Here is a 17,348-nt window from a genome sequence, read left to right on the forward strand (position 1 = left end):
GATGGGCCACGCCGACCATAGTCACCTGGCCGCCTGAAAGCCCCACGCCGGTTCGCCGATAACTGTATCCATGCCTTCCGGCGATTCATCCAGAAAATCCATAGCGCCATGCGGCAGCGCCGGAGCGCCCGCTCACGGTCAATTTCCTCCCCACTGGCTGAAGGTCGCCTTTTCCGCTCTGCTGGCATTGAGCAGAAAAGGCGACTGCGGCGCGTAACCAATGGGGCTTTGCCAGCCTCCCCGCCGGGCGGGCGTCAGGGGCTGGCCATCCACAGGCAAATCGCCGGTGTGGGGTCCAGCAGGCCCGCCGCCGCACTCTTGCCCGCCCCTGACGGACTGATAAGCCCGACCATGCCGCCGCGCGGAATCCGCAGGCCGATTTGCCGCGCGGCATCAGGTTTGTCGCCGGCGCTGCCGGCATGCCGAAAGAACACGCCACCCAGTTTCAGGGCGTCATGCGGTGGACAGAGTTCTGGCGTGACTCGCGTCACATCCGACAGGTCAGCGACTCCAACAGAGCCAGCACGCTTTACGCATGGCTAACATTTTGTTGCAGCCGCAGCAAGCGCCCGACAAAGCGATTTATTTCAGAGCGACGCTTGCTAAAAGAGGGCTTGTCAGGTATTGATTGCGAACACTTCATTGACAGTAAGTCTGTCAATGAGCGCACGCAGCCGGGCTGTGCGCAGAGCGCAAAGAAGCGGGGAAGGCCCTTGGGCGTTCCCCGCTTCTTTGTAAGCCGCGTACTGTGGATGAGTGGTTTATTTGGCCTCGGGGCGGGCGTTGCCGCCCAGGTTGCGCTCTTCAATGAGGGCGGCGGCGCGCTTGGCGAGCTGCCCCACCTCCGGTTTGGAAATCTGGCCGTCAGCGCCCACGCTTTCGCCCTTGTGGCGCAGCTTGTCCGTGATCAGAGAGGAAAAGAGAAGCACGGGCAGATGTTTGAGCACAGGGTCTTCCTTGATGCGGCTGGTCAGGTTCAGACCGTCCATCATGGGCATTTCAATGTCCGACACCACCACCTGCACGAAATCGCTGAGCGGGCGGCCCTCTTCTTCCACACGGCGCTTGAAGGTGGTCAGATAATCCCACGCTTCGCGCCCGTTGGTAGTCACAATAACGCTGAAGCCCGCCTTTTCCAGCAGGTCGCGCTGCATTTCGCGCACCAGGGCCGAGTCGTCGGCGATGAGGGCGCGATAGCCGCGCGAGGCGTCCCAGTCCTCGCCCAGGTCATCCAGCCGCAGGCCCAGTTTGGGGTTGAGGTTGGCCACCACCTTTTCCAGATCCAGCAGGAAAACGATGCGCTCCTCCAGCCTGACCACCCCCACGATGGTATTGCTGGAGACCGCGGCCACATATTTGTTGGGCTGCTCCACCCTCTCCCAGCTGATGCGGTGGATGCGGTTGACCCCGGACACCATGAAGGCCGTGGTGACGTTATTGAATTCCGTCACGATGGTCTTGGGTTCTTCCTCGCTTTGGGCATGGGTTTTGCCCAGCCACATGGCCAGATCCACCAGCGGGATGATCCGGGAGCGCAGGTTGAAGGCGCCGAGCACGCTGGGGTGCTGCACTTCGGGCAGCTCCGTAACCTTGGGCATGCGGATGATTTCCAGCACCTTGGCCACATTGACGCCGTAATACCCCCGGTAGAGGCCCGTGCCGCCCGCGCCGGCGGGCGTCTGCGGGTCGGCCGCCACATTCTCCATGCCCTCGACCGGGAGCGGGTCGGCCTCATCCAGATAAAACTCCACCACTTCCAGCTCGTTGGTGCCGGCTTCCAGCAGAATATTGGTTTGAGCCATGCTGCCTCCGAAAAGACGCTCTTACATATGACGCGGCGGGGAAAAGCCCGATGGTTCAGCTTGTTCCGCGTTTGGCGGCCCGGCGGATGGCCGTGCCGGCCTACAATGACGCCAGCCAGTTTTCGGCGGCGTCAATAAGGCTTTTCGGCGTAGATGCGCCGGCCGTTAGGCCTGCGCGCATTTTTTGCGCAAAACTTTTGGCGTCAAGCTCATCCACGCTTTCCACATGGAAGGTGTCAATGCCGCTCAGCGCCGCCACATCAGCCAGACGCCGGGTATTGCCGCTTTGTCTGCCACCCACGATTACCATGACATCCACCGAAGAGGCAATGCTGCGGGCCTCCTCCTGGCGTTCGCGGGTGGCGTCGCAGATGGTGGAAAGCACTGTCAGGCCGGGAAAGCGGGCGCGCAGCGCCGCTTCAAGGTTGGAGAAGGTTTTGCGGTCCTGCGTGGTCTGAGAGGCCAGCACATGGGCCCGGGCGGGGTTCAGCCGCAGATCGGCCAGCTCTTCCGCGCTGCCGAAAACATATGCCGGGCCGCGGGCGTACGAGATGAGGCCGCGCACCTCCGGGTGGTCGGCCTCGCCGAAAAGCAGCAGCGTTTCCCCCTGTCGCGTGGCCCGCGCGATGGCAAGCTGCGCCTTTTTGACCTTGGGGCAAGTGGCGTCCACCACCAGCGCGCCGCCCGCCCGCACCCGCTCTTCGACCTGCCGGGGTATGCCGTGGGCGCGGATGATGACCCGGTCGCCGGGCCGCAGTTCGGCGGCGTCGCGCACGCAAAGCACGCCCCTGGCCTCGTAGTGGGCCAGCACCTGCGGATTGTGAATGATGGGCCCCAGAGTGCGGATGCGGCCCCGCGGCTCGCCGGCGCGCGCGGCGGCCTCGCTCAGGGCCGTGTCGAGCTTTTGCAGGGCCAGGCTCACGCCCATGCAGAAGCCCGCGGTTTTGGCGCGGATAACTTCCATGCTGTCGCTCCTTGCAAGTCGGCGAAAGGGAAAGCTCAGCGGGAGGCGGCCGCCAGAAAGTCCTCCATCGCGTCCGCGAACTCCCGCCAATCTGTACAGCGGCAGAGCCGCTGGCGCAAGGCCCTGACGCCGGGCAGGGCCCGCACATAACGCGGCGCCACCGAGCGCATCTTCCACAGCGCGGCCTTGCCGGGGCAGAGGGCGCGCGCCAGCTCCATGTGGCGCAGTATCATGGCCCGCAAGGCGGCGGGCGTGGCCTGCGCGGGCCGCTCCCCCCGGCAGAGGGCCAGATGGGCGGCAAAAATGGCCGGATCGTGCATGGCGCCGCGCGCGTACATCACGCCCGCGGCGCCGGTCTGCTCCAGGCAGCGCAGGCCGTCGGCGGCGCTGAACAGGTCGCCGCTGGCCAGCAGCGGCAGGCAAAGGCGCGGGGCCAGGTCGGCCAGGGCCTCCCAGCGCGCCGTGCCGCCGAAGCCCTGGCGGGCGGTGCGCGGGTGCAGGGTCAGCCAGCCGGCTCCCAGGTCTTCCAGGCGCAGGGCCAGATCAGGCAGTACCGGGCGCGCGCCGTCCAGGCCCAGACGCAGCTTGAAGCCCACCCGGCCCGGCCCGGCCTCCTCCAGCATGGCGCGGGCCACGGCCAGACTGTTCTCCACATCGCCCAGCATGGCCGCGCCCGCGCCCTGCCGCAGAACCTTGGGCACGGAGCAGCCCATATTCAGGTCAAACCAGCCGTAGCCCGCCTCGCGCAACAGGGCCACGGCCCGACGCAGAAAGTCCGCCTGCGCGCCAAACAACTGAACCACCAGGGGCTGATCTTCGGGCAGGCTGGCCAGCAGCTCGCTGGTGCCGGGGCTCTGGTAGACCAGCCCCTTGGCGCTGACCATCTCGGTCACGCAGACGGCGGCCCCGTATTCCCGGCAGAGCAGCCGGAAGGGCAGATCGCTGTAACCGGCCAGCGGCGCCAGCCAGGGCTTGTCCCGACCGAAGGGCAGGCTTTCGGGATGGGCCGGACAGCGCGGCAGGGGGGCGGCCCTGCTCATGGCTTTTCCCCGTGTTTGCCCCGTGAAACGGCGCATTGCGCTTTGGAAGGCGCGCCCCGCTCCCGGCAGGAAATCCGGTTGAGCAGGCTGGCGGCCAGCGACAGCCCCTCGTTGATGGTGGCGGCCGCGAAACCGGAACTGAGGTAGTCCAGAATGCCGGTGCGCTGAAGTATCTCGCGTACATTGCGGCTGCCCACCACCAGAATGACGGGCATGGAGCGGGCGTAGCAGCGCTCCACAAACTGGGCCAGGGCGTGCGCGCCCGACGCGTCCAGCCAGAAAACGCGGGTCAGGTGCAGCAGCACCAGGCGGGCGGGCTCGCGATCCTCCTCGTAAAGCTGGCGCTCCAGTTCATGGATGGCCCCGAAAAAGAGCGTGCCCTCAATAACGTACACGGCCACGCCGGGCGGCATGTCTGGAGGGGCGTTGCGCAGCAGGGGGTCTTCGGGCCGCAGCCGCCGCACACGCGGGTGGGCGGTTTTGTAGATAAACAGAATCAGCGAAATCAGCACGCCCACAAAAATGGCCCGCTCCAAGTCCAGTATCAGGGTGGCGGCGAAGGTCAGCAGCAGCACGGCGCGGTCAATGCGCGTCGCCACCAGACAGAGGCGAATGGCCTCGCGGTTGATCATCTGAAAAGAGATCAGCAGCAGCACGCCGCCCAGGGCGGGCAGGGGCAGCCAGCTCATCAGCGGAGCCAGCGCGAAAAGCATGGGCAGGGCCAGCAGGCCGGAAAACACGGTGCTCATGCGGGTTTTGCCGCCTGAGGCGACGACCAGGGAACTGCGTGTAAAGGAGCCGCAGCCGGGAATGCCCGACGTGAGCCCCGCCGCCATGTTGCCCAGGCCCTGGGCCACAAGCTCCTGGCTGCCGTCAAAGCTGTCGCCCCTGACGGCGGCCATCTGCTTGCCGATGGCCAGGGATTCCACAGCGCCCAGCAGGGCGATGGCCAGGGCGGGCATGAACAGGTCGCCCAGAACCGTGAGATCAAAGGAGGGCGGCGGGGAAAAAGGCGGGATGATGTTGGGAACAGGCCCCACCAGGGCCACGCCGTGTTCTTCGACCCGCAAGAGCGCGCCCGCGGCTCCGGCCAGGGCCAGCGCGCCCAGTGTGGCCGGAAAGCGCCGGGAAACGCGGCGCAAAATCAGTATCAGGCCGATGGTCAGCAGGGCCAGACCCAGGCTCCAGCAATTTATCTGGCCGATATGCTGAACGGCCATGCCGATCTGGGGAAAAAAGCCGGCGGGTTTCGGGCCGGTCAGGCCCAGCACCGTTTTAAGCTGTCCGGCGGCGATGAGCAGGGCCGCGCCCGTGGCGAAGGCCACCATGACCGAATATGAGATGAAATTGGCCAGCTCGCCCAGCCGCGCCAGGCCCATGCCCACCTGAATCAGCCCGCAGAGCAGCGCCAGACCAAAGATATAGGTCATGCGCGCCTCTTCGGGCAGGCTGGAGAGCTGCGCGCCGCCCACGCTCACCGTGGCCATGGTGGAAAAAAGCACCATGGAGATGGCGTTGGTGGGGCCGGCGGCCAGATAGCGGGCCGACCCCCAGAGCGCGGCCACAATGACCGGCAGCATGCAGGCGTAGATGCCGTACTGCGGATGCGCCCCGGCAATGAGGGCATAGGCCATGGCCTGGGGAATGGCCACGGGCGTCACGGTCAGCGCGGCTGTGAAATCCGCCCGGAAATCGCGGGCCGTGTACGTTCGCAGCGTTTCCAGAAAGGGAAAGAACCCGGCGGCGCGCATTTCAGTCCTCCTGGCGGGCGTCGTCTTCCAGCTTGAGCACGTCGCGGCCCAGAGCGTAGTGCATCAGACGGGGCCGTTCCACGGATTTTTTCAGGGAACTGATGATGCGGGTCATGCGCCGCGCGCCTTCCAGCACGCCGCCCAGATGCCCGGCCAGTTCCGTAAGATCCGCGCGGGCCAGGATGCTTTCCAGCTCCAGCGCCAGGCGGCGACCGCGCGAATCCGAGGGAAATTCGGCCGCCAGCTCGCGCGAAAGGCGCAGGGCGCGGGCCAGGTTGGCGTCAATATCCTCCACCAGTTCGCCGCAGTATTCGGCCTGGTTGCGCATGATGTTGAGAGCGTTGTTGCCATAATGGGCCATGGCCCCGGCGGCCTTTTCCAGCGTATCGCGGGCCACGGCCACGCGCCGGCCCACGGTCAGCGAGACGATGCGCGCGCACTTGGCGAGAAAGCGCTCGTCGTAAGCCTCAAAGCCGTATTCGCGTTTGGTGTAGAGCTGCACCAGCCCGAAGGCCGGACGGTCGTTGCGCTCGCGCAGCACAAAGGCCAGGCGCGAGCGGTAGCCTTCCTTGTACACCACGCAGTCAAAAGAGCCGCCGCCGCGCTCCAGCCCCTGAAGGTTGTTGGAAACCACATAGCGCACATGCCCGTTCATGATGGCGCTCATGACCGGATGGCGGCGCAGGCTTTCATCCAGATAGGGGGCCACAATGGGAATGCTCTGCCCGTGAATGTTGTCGGCCGCGCGGGTCACCCACTCGCCTTTGGCGTTTCTGAGGCGGCAGACGTACATTTCGGCATGCAGGGCGTGCACCAGAATTTCCGCGCTCTGCCGCAGCACTTCATCCGGCGGGGCCATGTGGTCGGCAATGCCCAGCAGGTCGTTGGAAACCCGCAACAGGGTCTCGGTGTCGCTTTGCATGGAGGCCACGGAGGAAAGCAGATGCAGCAGGCAGCGCCAGCTTTTGAGCGGCACGCCGCGCACCTCCGGGCGATAGCCGGAGTCGAGGGTGCGCTTGGCCGCGGGCAGAACGCCCAGTACGGCGGCGCGCATTTCAGGGGGGGCGTATTTCAGAAGACGCCCGATTTCCTTGCCAATGGCTTGCGGTGAATGTTGCGACACGATGAACCCGGCCTTTCCCGCGGCGCGGCGCCTTGCCCGCCGGATTGCAGCGCGCCGGAGCGGCGGCGCTTATCGGGAACACTAAGCATAGTGCGGAAAGGCAAGACGGTCAATGGGGGTTCATTTTTTTGACCAACAGCTTGCAATATTTTTTCACCTCTTGACAACAATATGAAATCATAGAATTTATTTTACATGGCAAAATAATTGCAGGGGAAGGGCGCAGCCTTTTTCCCGGATGAGCCGGCCAGGCCATGCCGGAACCCCGCTATGAGGATGTTCTGTATGCTACGCCGCAAAACCTTCGTAATTCTTTCGCTGAGCCTTGGCGGCGCCCTGCTTCTGCTGGGCCTGCTGGCGGGTTTTGTGCCGCAGAGCGAAGGGCCGGAGGTGCGCCGCCGGGCCAGCGCCCATGTGGTCAGCATGCGCCCTGAGGATATGCCCGCGCCCATTCTGACGCTTGGCGACGGCACGCGCCTCTGGGCCGTGCGACGGGCCGCCGTTTCCCCGGACGAGGCGCGCGGGCCAGGGGAGAACGATCCGGCGCTGACCGCGGGGGCTGGTTTGGCCGGCGGGGAGCAGATCATCAGCTTTGAAAAAAGCGGCGTCCGTCTGGACATGGGCGGGGACGAGCTGTTTTTCGACGAAGCGGTCGCGCCGGCGGATTTAGCGCCCCTGCTGGCTCTGGACGGCGTGTCCATGCCGCTGCTGGTGACGGCCCAGCCCCGCCAGTACGGCGACGCCCTGGACGCGCGCGGCCGTCCCCTGCGCTGGCAGGCGGCGGAAAACCTGCTTTCCGGCTACATCCCGGTGAACCCGCGCGCGGCTGACAAGGCCGAAACGACGGCTGGGGGCATACCGCCGGAAAGCGCGTATTTCGAGCGCGGCGATCTGTTCTCCAGGGCCAGGCGCTATCAGCAACTGGTGGAGAGCTTTGCCCGTCGCTACAACCTCAGCGTCGAACTGGTTTACGCCATCATTCACAGCGAAAGCGACTTCTCGCCCACCCTTGTCAGCGGAAAGTCGGCGATGGGCCTCATGCAACTGCTGCCCAGCACGGCCAGCGACGAGGTGCACCGTTTTCTGTACGGCCGCCCTGGCGACGTGAGCTTCAATGAACTGCGCGTTCCCGAAATCAACATCCGCTACGGCACCGCCTACCTGCACATTCTGCTGACCCGCTATTTCCAGCATGTGAGCGACCCCCTGGCGCGCGAATACTGCGCCGTGGCCGCCTATAACATGGGGCCCAACCGTTTTTTGCGCCTTTACGGCAAAAACGGCGAGGAAGCCGTGGCGCGGCTCAACGCCATGAGCGCCGAAGAATTGTACGAAGACCTGACCGCGCGGCTGCCGGTGCGCGAAACACGCTTCTATGTGGCCAAGGTGCGGCGCATGAAGGGGCAGTATGCCGCACTGCGCTGACGCGGCCGGGCAGGTCGGTCGACGCGGGCAAAAAACTGTTGAGCTGCGCGTGAAAAACACGTATCCAGAAGCAACAACGCTTTGAGAGGAGTGCTCATTACTATGCAAATTCGTTTTTTTACGCCGCTTGTTTTTGTGTTGAGTTTCATGCTGCTGGCCTGCCAGCAGACGGAAACCAGGGAAACTCAGCCCAAACTGGCGGTCGTGGATATGGCGCGCGTCATGCGCGACAGCGAACCGGGCAAGGCCGGCGTCAAATTTCTGGAAAGCCTTCAGAACGGCATGCAGGACAAGCTCAACGCCATTCAGGCCCGTCTGGAAAAAGACCCCAAGGACGAGGCCGCGCAGAAAGAGTTGCAGAGCGTGTACATGACCTCGCAGCAGCGCATGCAGGCCGAACAGCAGAATGTGGTCAACCTGCTGTATGACGCCATTCAGCGCGTCATTAACACCTATCGCGAACAGCAGGGCTACGACGTCATTCTCAGCGCCGAAGTGGCCGTCGCGTTCAACCCCGGGGCGGACGTGACAGCGGCTGTTATTGCTGAAGTGAACAAGCAGAAGATCGACTTCAGGCCGCTGCCCGAACCGGCCGCGCCTGAAGCCGCCCCGGCTCCCGCCGCCCAGCAGCAGGACAGGGAGCGGCCCGCCGACGCGCCCAAGAGCGACAAGAAGTAACCGACCGACGTCATCCCGATGTGAAAAGTCCCTTTTCCGCAAGGAAAAGGGACTTTCGTCGTTTATGCGAGCCAGTGCAGCGCCGCGCCCGCCACCACAAGATACCGGCCCAGTTTGGCCAGCCCCACAATCAGGATGAAGGAGGCGAAGGGCTCGCGCAGCAGCCCGGCGGCCAGAGTCAGGGGATCGCCGATAACCGGAGCCCAGCTCAGCAGAAGAGACCAGCGCCCGTACCTGCCATACCAGGTCGCGGCCTTGTCCATGCTTTTCTTTTTGACCGGGAACCAGCGCCTGTTCTGAAAACGAAGGCAATAGCGCCCCAGCAGCCAGTTGACGGCCGCGCCCAGCGTGTTGCCAGCCGTGGCCACGGCAATGAGCAGCCAGACGGGCTTGCGCCCGGCGGCCAGCAGACCGGCCAGCGCCAGTTCGGACTGGGCCGGCAAAAGCGTTGCGGCCGCAAAGGCGGCAAAAAACAGGCCCCAGAGAGCGGCAAGACTCATGACCTTGCTTTTCCATGTTGCTGCGGTGGCCGCATCATGCTGTCATTCCGCTTGTCATTCCCTCGGTACGGCCCTCAGTACCACATTTTTTTCAGTTCGGCATTGGTCACGCCCAGACGGCGCATGCACATTTCAAAGTATGCTGTCCAGAAAGGATTGCTGGAGTTGTGCGCGCCTTCACTGTTCATGGATGTGGCTTCCTCGAGGCATTGCGTTTTGGCCGCCTGGGCCTGCTGCTCCTCGAAGCTCAGGGGTCGGGGATGGCGCGCGGCGCAACCGGTCATGGCAAAGAGACTCAGCGCCAGCAGCAGCGGCAGGCACGCTGTGGATGGTTTCATGAGGCGTCTCCGGGTGTAAAAAGCCGCGCCGGTATTCCGGCGCGGCTGGGTTGAAGGGGATACGGCTTTGGCGCTGGCCTGGAACAATTCGCCAACGGTATGAGCGGCGTCTAATAGGCGTGGTCGTCCAGATCGTCGGCCGTCAGCGGATGCGAGAAAAGCCGGTACATCCAGAGCTGGTAAAGAAGCACGATGGGCACCATGACCAGGGCCACGCCCAGCATGATCTTCAGGGTCATGGGGCTGGAAGCGCCGTTGAAGGCCGTCACCGTGGCGGCGGGGTCCAGTGAGGAAATGATCATGCCGGGGAACATGCCCATCACGCCAAAAAAGGTCACGCAGACGATGAACAGGGCGCTGCTTCCCCAGGCCAGCCAGGGCTTGCCCGCATTGAGCATGGTGGGCACGCCCAGCAGCCCGGCCAGAGCCAGCAGCGGCAGAATGACGAGGTAGGGCATGCGCCAGTAGTTGGCGAAAATATCTGTGTAGAAGAAGGTCAGCACCAGGAAGAGCAGCAGCAGAACGAGCACCGCGGGCCAGAGCAGCCCGGCCGCGGCCAGGGCGCGGGTCTGAAGATCGCCCTTGGTTTTGATGACCAGCCAGATGGCCCCGTGCATCATGAATATGCTGAGGAAAAGCAGGCCGCCGGCCAGACCGTAGAGATTCAGCAGGCCGAGCAGGCTGCCGTGGTAGACGCCCTGGGCGTCTACCGGGATGCCCATGAAAAGATTGGCGAAGGCCACGCCCAACAGCAGACAGGGCGCCAGATTGGAGACAAAGTGCACGCCGTCCCAGAGGGCGCGCCAGGAGGCGCTTTCCACCTTGTTGCGAAACTCGAAGGACACGGCGCGGAAAATCAGAGCGAAGAGCAGAAGCAGCAGGGGCGCGTACAAGGCGCTGAACATCACCGCGTATGCCTTGGGAAAAGCCGCGAAGGTCACGCCGCCGGCCGAGATCAGCCAGACTTCGTTACCATCCCAGAAGGGGCCGGCCGCGTTATAGATGATGCGGCGTTCTTCCTCGTTTTTGCCGAGGCAGGGCAGCAGAACGCCCAGGCCCAGATCAAAACCGTCCAGCACAAAATACACGGCCCAGAGCAGGGTCCAGAGCACAAACCAGATGGTGGCGAGGGTTTCCAACTCCATATTAAGCCTCCTGGGCGTCGGGGCCCTTGAGCGCGTATTTGCGCAGCAGATAGATATCCAGAATGCCCAGCACCGAATACACCACGATGAAGGCCGCCAGAGAAATGGCCACATTGCCCGCCGGCACAGGGGAAACGGCGTCCGAAGTGCGCATCAGGCCGTGGACGATCCAGGGCTGACGACCGATTTCAGCCACGGCCCAGCCCAGCATCAACCCCATATAGGGCAGGGGGATATTCCAGACAAGGGCCTTGAGCAGGCGGGGGCAGGGCGTTTCGCGCTTGCGCTGAAGCGTGGCCCCCAGCGCCAGCAGAATGAAGAGCGCGCCCAGCGCCACCATGCCCCGGAAAGACCAGAACGTGGGCGAAACCGGCGGCCGGTCTTCCTTGGGGAAGTCTTTGAGGCCTTTCACCTCGGCGTCCGCGCTGCCGAAGGATATCCAGCTCAGCAGGCCGGGAATGCCCAGCGTCTCCACGCTGTTGCCTTCATTGGCGGGGTCAGGCCAGACCAGCAGATAAAAGAGCGCGTTGCGGGCGCTTTCCCAGTGGGATTCCATGGCCGCCAGTTTGGCGGGCTGATGCTCGGCCACGGCCTTGCCCTGCTGGTCGCCGCTCAGGGCCAGAATCAGGGTCAGGGCCAGCGTATAGGGCGCGACCATCCGAAAGGAGCGGCGGAAAAAGTCAGTATGGCTTTTGCGCAACAGATGCCAGGCCGAAACGCCCAGCACAAAAAAGCCGCCCAGAGCCCAGGAGGCCAGCACGGTGTGGGCGTACATGCCCCAGGCGTAGCCGTTGAAGACCACTTCCCAGAAATTGGAAAGCTCGGCCCGGCCGGCGGCCTCGTTGATCACATAGCCCACGGGATGCTGCATGAAGCCGTTGGCCAGGATGATCCAGAGCGCGGAGAGGTTGCCCGCGAAGGCCACCAGCCAGATACAGGCGCAGTGGGCCTTTTTGCCCAGCTTGTTCCAGCCGAAATGCCAGACGGCCAGGAAGGTGGACTCCAGAAAAAAGGCCACCGTGGCTTCAATGGCCAGCAGCGAACCGAAAATGTCGCCCACATATTCGGAGTAGCGCGACCAGTTGGTGCCGAACTGAAATTCCAGGGTGATGCCGGTCACCACGCCCAGCGTGAAGTTGATGAGAAAAAGTTTGCCCCAGAATCTGGCATGACGTTTCCAGACCTCATCGCCGGTGCGCACATAGCGTGTTTCCATCCAGGCGAGAATCACGGAAAGCCCCAAGGTGAGGGGCACAAAAATAAAATGGAAAAAAACGGCTACAGCGAATTGCAGCCGTGAAAGCATCACGACGTCCATAAGCCCTCCTTTAAAGGATGTATTGAAACACTGCGTGTGCAATTCTTGCGCTGCTTTCGCTTTGCGGAAAAACCCCGGTTTGCCCGCCTGACTTCCGGCGCGGGCGTCCGCTCTAAAGAGTTTTTCAGCCTGATAGCCTGTTCGCGCTTAAAAGGCAAGGACTCGCCCATGTCGCCTTCCCCTTGACGCGGGCCTGGCCGGTCTTATCTTTAACACAATTTTTTCAGGAGGTTCGTCATGGCCGAAGCCGGTAAAAAAACCCGCCAGTTCCGCGCCGAAGTGCGCAAGGTCTTGCATATTCTTACCAATTCCCTGTACACCAACCGTGAAATTTTTCTGCGCGAGCTTATTTCCAACGCCTCGGACGCGCTGGACAAGCTGCGCTTTCGCGTCAACCGGGGCGAAAGCCCGCGCCATCCCGACCTGCCGCTGGAAATCCGAATCAGCATCGACAAGGAGGCCAAAACCCTGACCATCGCCGACACCGGTCTGGGCATGACCGCCGGGGAACTGGCAGAAAATCTGGGCACCATCGCCAAGTCCGGCTCAGAGGAATTTCTGGCCGGTCTGGCCGCCGAATCCCGCGCCGCCCAGGAAAACGGCGGCGACAATGGCGGCGGGGCCGACGCCGCCAACATCATCGGGCGTTTCGGCGTGGGTTTTTACTCGGTGTTCATGGTGGCCGACAAGGTGGAGGTGATCTCGCGTCCGGCTTTTGACGAAGACGCCCAGGCCCATGTCTGGGTCAGCGACGGCCTGGGTTCGTACAGTGTGGAGCCATGCGACGCCGAAGAGCCCAAACGCGGCGCCGTGGTCAGGGCCCACCTCAAGGACGACGCGGTGGAATTTCTGGAAAAATTCCGGGTAGAGTCCGCCATTCGCAAGCATTCGGCCTTTGTGCCCTTCCCGGTGTTTGTGGACGGCGAGCGCGTCAACACCCAACCCGCGCTCTGGCGTGAGCCCAAGACCTCCGTGACCCGAGAGCAGTACGACGATTTCTACAAGGCCCTGACCTATGACGCCAAGGCCCCTCTGGATGTGCAGCATATCGCCGTGGACGCGCCGGTGCAGTTCAACGCCCTTTTGTACATCCCCGATTCCAGCCAGGACTTTTTCGGCGCGGATCGCGACTTCTGGGGTCTGGACCTCTATGCCCGGCGCGTGCTCATTCAGCACCGCAACAAAGAGCTGATCCCCGAATATCTGGCTTTTCTCAGAGGCGTGACGGATACCGAGGATCTGCCCCTGAACATCTCGCGCGAGACGCTTCAGGAAAATGTGCTCCTGCGCAAGATAAACCAGGTCATCGTCAAGCAGACCCTCAGCCATCTGGAAAAGATGGCCGGGGATGACGCGGAGAAATACGGGCGTTTCTGGCGGCTGCACGGCAAGATTTTCAAACTGGGCTACCACGACTTCCCCAATCGGGAGCGGGTCAGCGCCCTGCTGCGCTTCAATTCCTCCACCCTGCCCGACGCCGACGCCCTGACCAGCCTGGACGAATACATGGCCCGCGCGCCCGAGGGGCAGAAGACTTTCTGGTATGTGGCCGCGCCCAACCGCGAGGCCGCGCGGCTCAACCCGCACATGGAGCTTTTCCGCAAAAAGGGCATTGAGGTGCTGTACCTTTTTGAGCCGGTGGATGAATTTGTCATGGAGGGGCTGGGCAAGTACAAGGAATGGGATTTCAAGGCCGTCGAAAACGCGGCGGACGACGCCCTGGCCTCTTTCGCGGACAAGGAAAAGCCGGAAAAAGAGGCCGCCGCGCCTCTTTCGGAGGAGGACAGCACCTCCTTTGACAGGCTGCTGGCCCGCATGAAGGAAATTCTGGGCGACATGGTGACGGAAGTGCGCGTTTCGCGCCGTCTGGCCGACAGCCCGGCGATGCTGGTTTCGCCCGACGGCGGCATGAGCTCCTCCATGGAGAAACTGCTCAAGGTCATGCAGAAGGATGACTCGCTGCCGGTCAAGGCGCTGGAGGTCAACCGGGATCACCCCCTGCTGCGCAGCATGCTGCGCATGTTCAAGGCTGACGGGCAGGACAGGATTCTGGCTGAAATGACCCGCAGCCTTTTTGACGCCAGCCTGCTGCTGGACGGCTACCTCAAGGACCCGCAGGCTCTGGCCGCGCGCTCCAACGATCTGCTGGCCGAAGCGGCGGCCTGGTATACGGAAGTCAGGAAGATATAGGGCGTTTTTGCCACAAGGCCGTCAGACAGGCGCGCTTCGGACATATTCTGCGCGGAAGGCCGTCCGGCATCTCCGGACGGCCTTCTTGCGCGGCGGCGTGAACTCCTGTATGCCTCCGGGCGGAGGCGTTGATGGGTTTTTTTCTCGGCTTGCTTTCTTCAGCCACATTCGGGCTGATCCCCCTCTTTACCCTGCCGCTGCTGCATGCGGGCATGACGGCGGAGTCCGCCCTGTTTTACCGTTTCTGCATCGCCTCCGTCACGCTCTGGGGCCTGCTGGCCGCGCGCGGCGAACGCTTTCGCGCGCGCGGTGTGGATCTCTGCAAGCTGGCGGGCCTGAGCGTCATGTACATGCTGGCCGCCCTGCTCTTTTTCTGGGCCTTCAGCTGGCTGCCCAGCGGCGTGGTCGCCACGCTCCAGTTTCTTTATCCGGTCATGGTCATGCTGATCATGATTGCCTTCTTCCATGAGCGATTTTCCTGGATTATCGCCCTGTCCGTCCTTCTGGCCGTGTCGGGCGTGGCCCTGCTCAGCGGCGGCCCCAGCGACGCCGGCGGGAGCGTCAGCCTGCTGGGCGTGGGCATGACGCTTTTGTCCGCCCTGTGCAACGCCCTGTATGTCGTCGGCATTCAGGCGGCGCGCATCCCCAACATGAGCGGCCTGGTGATGACCTTTTATGTGATGCTGTTCAGCGCCGCGCTTTCCCTGCTCAATGCCCTGGGCGTCGGGAGGTTCCAGCCCCTGAGCTCCTGGCGGGAGCTGGCGATTGCCGTTCTGCTGGCTGTGGTCACGGCCGTGCTGTCCAATCTTACCCTGATTCTGGCCATTCAGCGCATCGGCTCCACCATGACCTCAGTGCTGGGCGTTCTGGAGCCGCTCACCGCCGTGAGCGTGGGCATTCTGGTATTCGGGGAACCCTTCAGTCCCTCCCTGGCGGGCGGCGTGGCCCTTATCGCGGCCTCGGTGCTGCTGGTCATGCTGGGCGGACGGATACGAAAATTTCTGCGCCGGGCGCAACGGGCCTGAAAGGCGCTTTTCACAGTGCGGGCGTATTGGCGGATGCGCGGGGCGGGCGCTTGCGCGCCCGCCCCCAGACTACCCAAGCCGCTTGCGCGGCTTGAAAGACACGAAAATCAGTCGCCTGCGGCGCGGCGAACCCGCGAGCCGCTCCTGGTTTCCGCGTGGCGTCACAGCCGTTCGATGACCTTGCGTCCCATGGCTTCGCAGCCCACCTTGATCATGCCCGGCTCCATGATGTCTTCGGTGCGGAAGCCGTCGCGCAGGGCGCGGCGCACGGCGTTTTCAACGCACTCCGCCTCCCTGGTGAGGTGAAAGCCCAGGCGCAGCAGCATGGCCCCGGAAAGAATGGTGGCCAGCGGATTGGCCTTGTCCCGGCCCGCGATGTCAGGCGCGGAACCGTGGATGGGCTCGAACAGGCCAGGCCCGGACGCGCCCAGCGAGGCCGAGGGCAGCATGCCCAGGGAACCGGTGATCACCGAGGCTTCGTCAGAGAGAATATCGCCAAAGATGTTGCCGGTGAGAATGACGTCGAATTGCGAGGGATCGCGCACCAGCTGCATGGCCGCATTGTCCACATACATGTGGGAAAGCTCCACGTCGGCGTAATCCTTGTGGGTTTCCAGCACCACTTCCCGCCAGAGGCGCGACGTTTCCAGCACATTGCTCTTTTCCACAGAGCAGACCTTGCGGCGGCGCTGGCGGGCCGTCTCAAAGGCCACTTTGGCAATGCGACGGATCTCGTCCTCGTCATAAATCATGGTGTTATAGCCCGTGCGCCGGCCGTCGCGCGTCTCTATGCCGCGCGGTTCGCCAAAATAGATATCGCCGGTCAGCTCCCGCACCACAATCAGATCCAGCCCCCTGGCGGCCACATCCGGACGCAACAGGCAGGCCCCGGCCAGTTCGGGCAGCAGCAGGGCCGGGCGCAGATTGGCGAACAGGCCCAGGGCCTTGCGGATGCCCAGCAGGCCCTTTTCAGGCCGCTTTTCCGGCGGCATGCCGTCCCATTTGGGGCCGCCCACGGCGGCCAGAAACACGGCGTCGGCCTTGCGGCACAGCTCCACCGTTTCCTCCGGCAGCGGCGAACCGGTGGCGTCCACGGCCGCGCCGCCGATAAGGGCTTCATCAAATTCGAACATGTGGCCGAACTTCTGGGCCACAGCCGCCAGCACGCTGGCGCCCTGGGCCAGTATTTCCGGGCCGATGCCGTCACCAGGCAACAGACAGATGGTTTTGTTCATTGAATAATCCTTTTTTGCGCATGACATCGCGGGGGAAGGGGCCTTTTTTGAAAAAGGCTCTCCCTCCCCCGCAAAAAAGAGAACATCAGGCCTTGGCCAGACGCTCCTTCACATAGCCCACCAGTCCGCCCTTGGCCAGGATGGCGGCCATGGACGGGGGCAACGGCGGGCAGGCGATTTCCACGCCGTTGGTCAGATCGCGGATGCGCCCTGTGGCGGCGTCGATTTCCAGCGTATCGCCATCGTTGATCTTGTCCGCCTCGTCGCCCACTTCCATGAGCAGCAGCCCCATGTTGAAGGCGTTGCGGTAAAAAATGCGCGCGAAACTGTGGCCGATGACCACGGGCATGCCCGCGCCCAGAATGGCGATGGGCGCATGCTCACGCGAGGAACCGCAGCCGAAGTTGCGCCCGGCCACCAGAATGTCGCCCGGCGTCACGCGTTTGACCCAGCCCGGCTCCAAGCCGGACATACAGTTTTCGCCCAGCTTTTTGGCGTCGCTGGTCACCAGAAAACGCGCCGGAATGATGGCGTCCGTATCAATATGTTCGCCCACTTTGTGGGCCTTGCCTTTGTAATTCATGCTTTGCCCCTCTGCTGGAGACAACCGGGGGAGGAAAACTCTGGATAGAAGCTCTTCTCCTCCAGTGCCCAATTGCAAAAAGCCCGCGCACGGTCATGCGAAACATTTTTGCGAAATCATTCAAAAAAAGCGCTGTTCGCTGATTCGCGGCGACCGCGCCGCCAAGAAATCCTTATGTGTTTTTCAGTGTCCGCTTTGGCAGGTCGACGCTGGCCCCGTCTTTTCTGAAAA

16 protein-coding genes are annotated in these 17,348 nt (G+C 63.3%); 4 read left to right on the top strand and 12 right to left on the bottom strand.

Features of this window, described 5'->3' with window-relative positions; translation table 11 throughout:
* Positions 1-254: 254 nt before the first annotated feature.
* From ACQRA4_RS03305 to ACQRA4_RS03330, 6 genes are all read right to left on the bottom strand, one after another.
* On the bottom strand, positions 255-491 hold the full coding sequence (locus ACQRA4_RS03305) for a hypothetical protein (RefSeq protein WP_427821655.1): 237 nt from the start codon (positions 489-491) through the stop codon (positions 255-257).
* A gap of 270 nt (positions 492-761) precedes the next feature.
* Positions 762-1,802 carry a chemotaxis protein gene (locus ACQRA4_RS03310; protein ID WP_427821656.1) on the bottom strand — a complete coding sequence of 347 codons (1,041 nt, stop codon included), beginning with the start codon at positions 1,800-1,802 and terminating at the stop codon, positions 762-764.
* Positions 1,803-1,902: 100 nt separating this feature from the next.
* Positions 1,903-2,766 carry a 4-hydroxy-3-methylbut-2-enyl diphosphate reductase gene (ispH, locus tag ACQRA4_RS03315; RefSeq protein WP_427821657.1) on the bottom strand — a complete coding sequence of 288 codons (864 nt, stop codon included), beginning with the start codon at positions 2,764-2,766 and terminating at the stop codon, positions 1,903-1,905.
* Between the two features lie 35 nt (positions 2,767-2,801).
* A complete protein-coding gene (locus ACQRA4_RS03320) occupies positions 2,802-3,806 on the bottom strand; it encodes a tRNA dihydrouridine synthase (protein ID WP_427821658.1) in 1,005 nt (334 codons plus the stop codon).
* Entirely contained in the window at positions 3,803-5,557 is a 1,755-nt protein-coding gene (locus tag ACQRA4_RS03325; RefSeq protein WP_427821659.1) for a SulP family inorganic anion transporter, read from the bottom strand. Before ACQRA4_RS03325 ends, ACQRA4_RS03320 begins: the two co-directional genes overlap by 4 nt.
* A gap of 1 nt (position 5,558) precedes the next feature.
* Complete coding sequence (locus ACQRA4_RS03330) at positions 5,559-6,680, bottom strand: hypothetical protein (RefSeq protein WP_427821660.1); 1,122 nt, start codon at positions 6,678-6,680, stop codon at positions 5,559-5,561.
* A gap of 285 nt (positions 6,681-6,965) precedes the next feature.
* On the opposite strand from ACQRA4_RS03330, the gene ACQRA4_RS03335 reads away from it, so the two are divergent.
* A complete protein-coding gene (locus tag ACQRA4_RS03335) occupies positions 6,966-8,105 on the top strand; it encodes a transglycosylase SLT domain-containing protein (RefSeq protein WP_427821661.1) in 1,140 nt (379 codons plus the stop codon).
* A 102-nt stretch (positions 8,106-8,207) separates the two neighbouring features.
* The gene (locus ACQRA4_RS03340; RefSeq protein ID WP_427821662.1) at positions 8,208-8,783 is read left to right on the top strand and encodes an OmpH family outer membrane protein; all 576 of its coding nucleotides are present in this window, start codon (positions 8,208-8,210) and stop codon (positions 8,781-8,783) included.
* Positions 8,784-8,845: 62 nt separating this feature from the next.
* Here ACQRA4_RS03340 and ACQRA4_RS03345 read toward each other — a convergent pair whose 3' ends face one another.
* From ACQRA4_RS03345 to ACQRA4_RS03360, 4 genes are all read right to left on the bottom strand, one after another.
* Positions 8,846-9,283 (bottom strand): YqaA family protein, encoded by a 438-nt coding sequence (locus ACQRA4_RS03345; RefSeq protein WP_427821663.1) that lies wholly within the window; start codon positions 9,281-9,283, stop codon positions 8,846-8,848.
* A gap of 74 nt (positions 9,284-9,357) precedes the next feature.
* Positions 9,358-9,621, bottom strand: a complete 264-nt coding sequence (locus ACQRA4_RS03350; RefSeq protein WP_427821664.1) for a hypothetical protein — start codon at positions 9,619-9,621, stop codon at positions 9,358-9,360.
* Positions 9,622-9,731: 110 nt separating this feature from the next.
* Complete coding sequence (gene cydB, locus ACQRA4_RS03355) at positions 9,732-10,766, bottom strand: cytochrome d ubiquinol oxidase subunit II (RefSeq protein ID WP_427821665.1); 1,035 nt, start codon at positions 10,764-10,766, stop codon at positions 9,732-9,734.
* A gap of 1 nt (position 10,767) precedes the next feature.
* A complete protein-coding gene (locus ACQRA4_RS03360; RefSeq protein WP_427821666.1) occupies positions 10,768-12,084 on the bottom strand; it encodes a cytochrome ubiquinol oxidase subunit I in 1,317 nt (438 codons plus the stop codon).
* 237 nt (positions 12,085-12,321) lie between these two features.
* On the opposite strand from ACQRA4_RS03360, the gene htpG reads away from it, so the two are divergent.
* Positions 12,322-14,274 carry a molecular chaperone HtpG gene (gene htpG / locus ACQRA4_RS03365; RefSeq protein WP_427821667.1) on the top strand — a complete coding sequence of 651 codons (1,953 nt, stop codon included), beginning with the start codon at positions 12,322-12,324 and terminating at the stop codon, positions 14,272-14,274.
* A gap of 131 nt (positions 14,275-14,405) precedes the next feature.
* On the top strand, positions 14,406-15,299 hold the full coding sequence (locus tag ACQRA4_RS03370) for a DMT family transporter (protein ID WP_427821668.1): 894 nt from the start codon (positions 14,406-14,408) through the stop codon (positions 15,297-15,299).
* 161 nt (positions 15,300-15,460) lie between these two features.
* On the opposite strand, the gene leuB is transcribed toward ACQRA4_RS03370, so the two are convergent.
* The gene (leuB, locus tag ACQRA4_RS03375) at positions 15,461-16,534 is read right to left on the bottom strand and encodes a 3-isopropylmalate dehydrogenase (protein ID WP_427821669.1); all 1,074 of its coding nucleotides are present in this window, start codon (positions 16,532-16,534) and stop codon (positions 15,461-15,463) included.
* A gap of 85 nt (positions 16,535-16,619) precedes the next feature.
* Positions 16,620-17,117, bottom strand: coding sequence for a 3-isopropylmalate dehydratase small subunit (locus ACQRA4_RS03380; RefSeq protein ID WP_427821670.1), 498 nt, complete (start codon positions 17,115-17,117; stop codon positions 16,620-16,622).
* Positions 17,118-17,348 lie beyond the last annotated feature (231 nt).

Origin of the sequence: Desulfovibrio sp. SGI.169 (assembly GCF_050313595.1) — a bacterium.
Taxonomy (GTDB): domain Bacteria; phylum Desulfobacterota; class Desulfovibrionia; order Desulfovibrionales; family Desulfovibrionaceae; genus Desulfovibrio.

What these genes read in the sequence shown, in the direction of transcription:
- ACQRA4_RS03345 (WP_427821663.1), bottom strand. Translation starts at nt 9,283, where the DNA reads ATGAGTCTTGCCGCTCTCTGGGGCCTGTTTTTTGCCGCCTTTGCGGCC.
- leuB (WP_427821669.1), bottom strand. Translation starts at nt 16,534, where the DNA reads ATGAACAAAACCATCTGTCTGTTGCCTGGTGACGGCATCGGCCCGGAA.
- ACQRA4_RS03380 (WP_427821670.1), bottom strand. Translation starts at nt 17,117, where the DNA reads ATGAATTACAAAGGCAAGGCCCACAAAGTGGGCGAACATATTGATACG.
- ACQRA4_RS03340 (WP_427821662.1), top strand. Translation starts at nt 8,208, where the DNA reads ATGCAAATTCGTTTTTTTACGCCGCTTGTTTTTGTGTTGAGTTTCATG.
- cydB (WP_427821665.1), bottom strand. Translation starts at nt 10,766, where the DNA reads ATGGAGTTGGAAACCCTCGCCACCATCTGGTTTGTGCTCTGGACCCTG.
- ACQRA4_RS03360 (WP_427821666.1), bottom strand. Translation starts at nt 12,084, where the DNA reads ATGGACGTCGTGATGCTTTCACGGCTGCAATTCGCTGTAGCCGTTTTT.
- ACQRA4_RS03350 (WP_427821664.1), bottom strand. Translation starts at nt 9,621, where the DNA reads ATGAAACCATCCACAGCGTGCCTGCCGCTGCTGCTGGCGCTGAGTCTC.
- ispH (WP_427821657.1), bottom strand. Translation starts at nt 2,766, where the DNA reads ATGGAAGTTATCCGCGCCAAAACCGCGGGCTTCTGCATGGGCGTGAGC.
- ACQRA4_RS03320 (WP_427821658.1), bottom strand. Translation starts at nt 3,806, where the DNA reads ATGAGCAGGGCCGCCCCCCTGCCGCGCTGTCCGGCCCATCCCGAAAGC.
- htpG (WP_427821667.1), top strand. Translation starts at nt 12,322, where the DNA reads ATGGCCGAAGCCGGTAAAAAAACCCGCCAGTTCCGCGCCGAAGTGCGC.
- ACQRA4_RS03335 (WP_427821661.1), top strand. Translation starts at nt 6,966, where the DNA reads ATGCTACGCCGCAAAACCTTCGTAATTCTTTCGCTGAGCCTTGGCGGC.
- ACQRA4_RS03370 (WP_427821668.1), top strand. Translation starts at nt 14,406, where the DNA reads ATGGGTTTTTTTCTCGGCTTGCTTTCTTCAGCCACATTCGGGCTGATC.
- ACQRA4_RS03310 (WP_427821656.1), bottom strand. Translation starts at nt 1,802, where the DNA reads ATGGCTCAAACCAATATTCTGCTGGAAGCCGGCACCAACGAGCTGGAA.
- ACQRA4_RS03325 (WP_427821659.1), bottom strand. Translation starts at nt 5,557, where the DNA reads ATGCGCGCCGCCGGGTTCTTTCCCTTTCTGGAAACGCTGCGAACGTAC.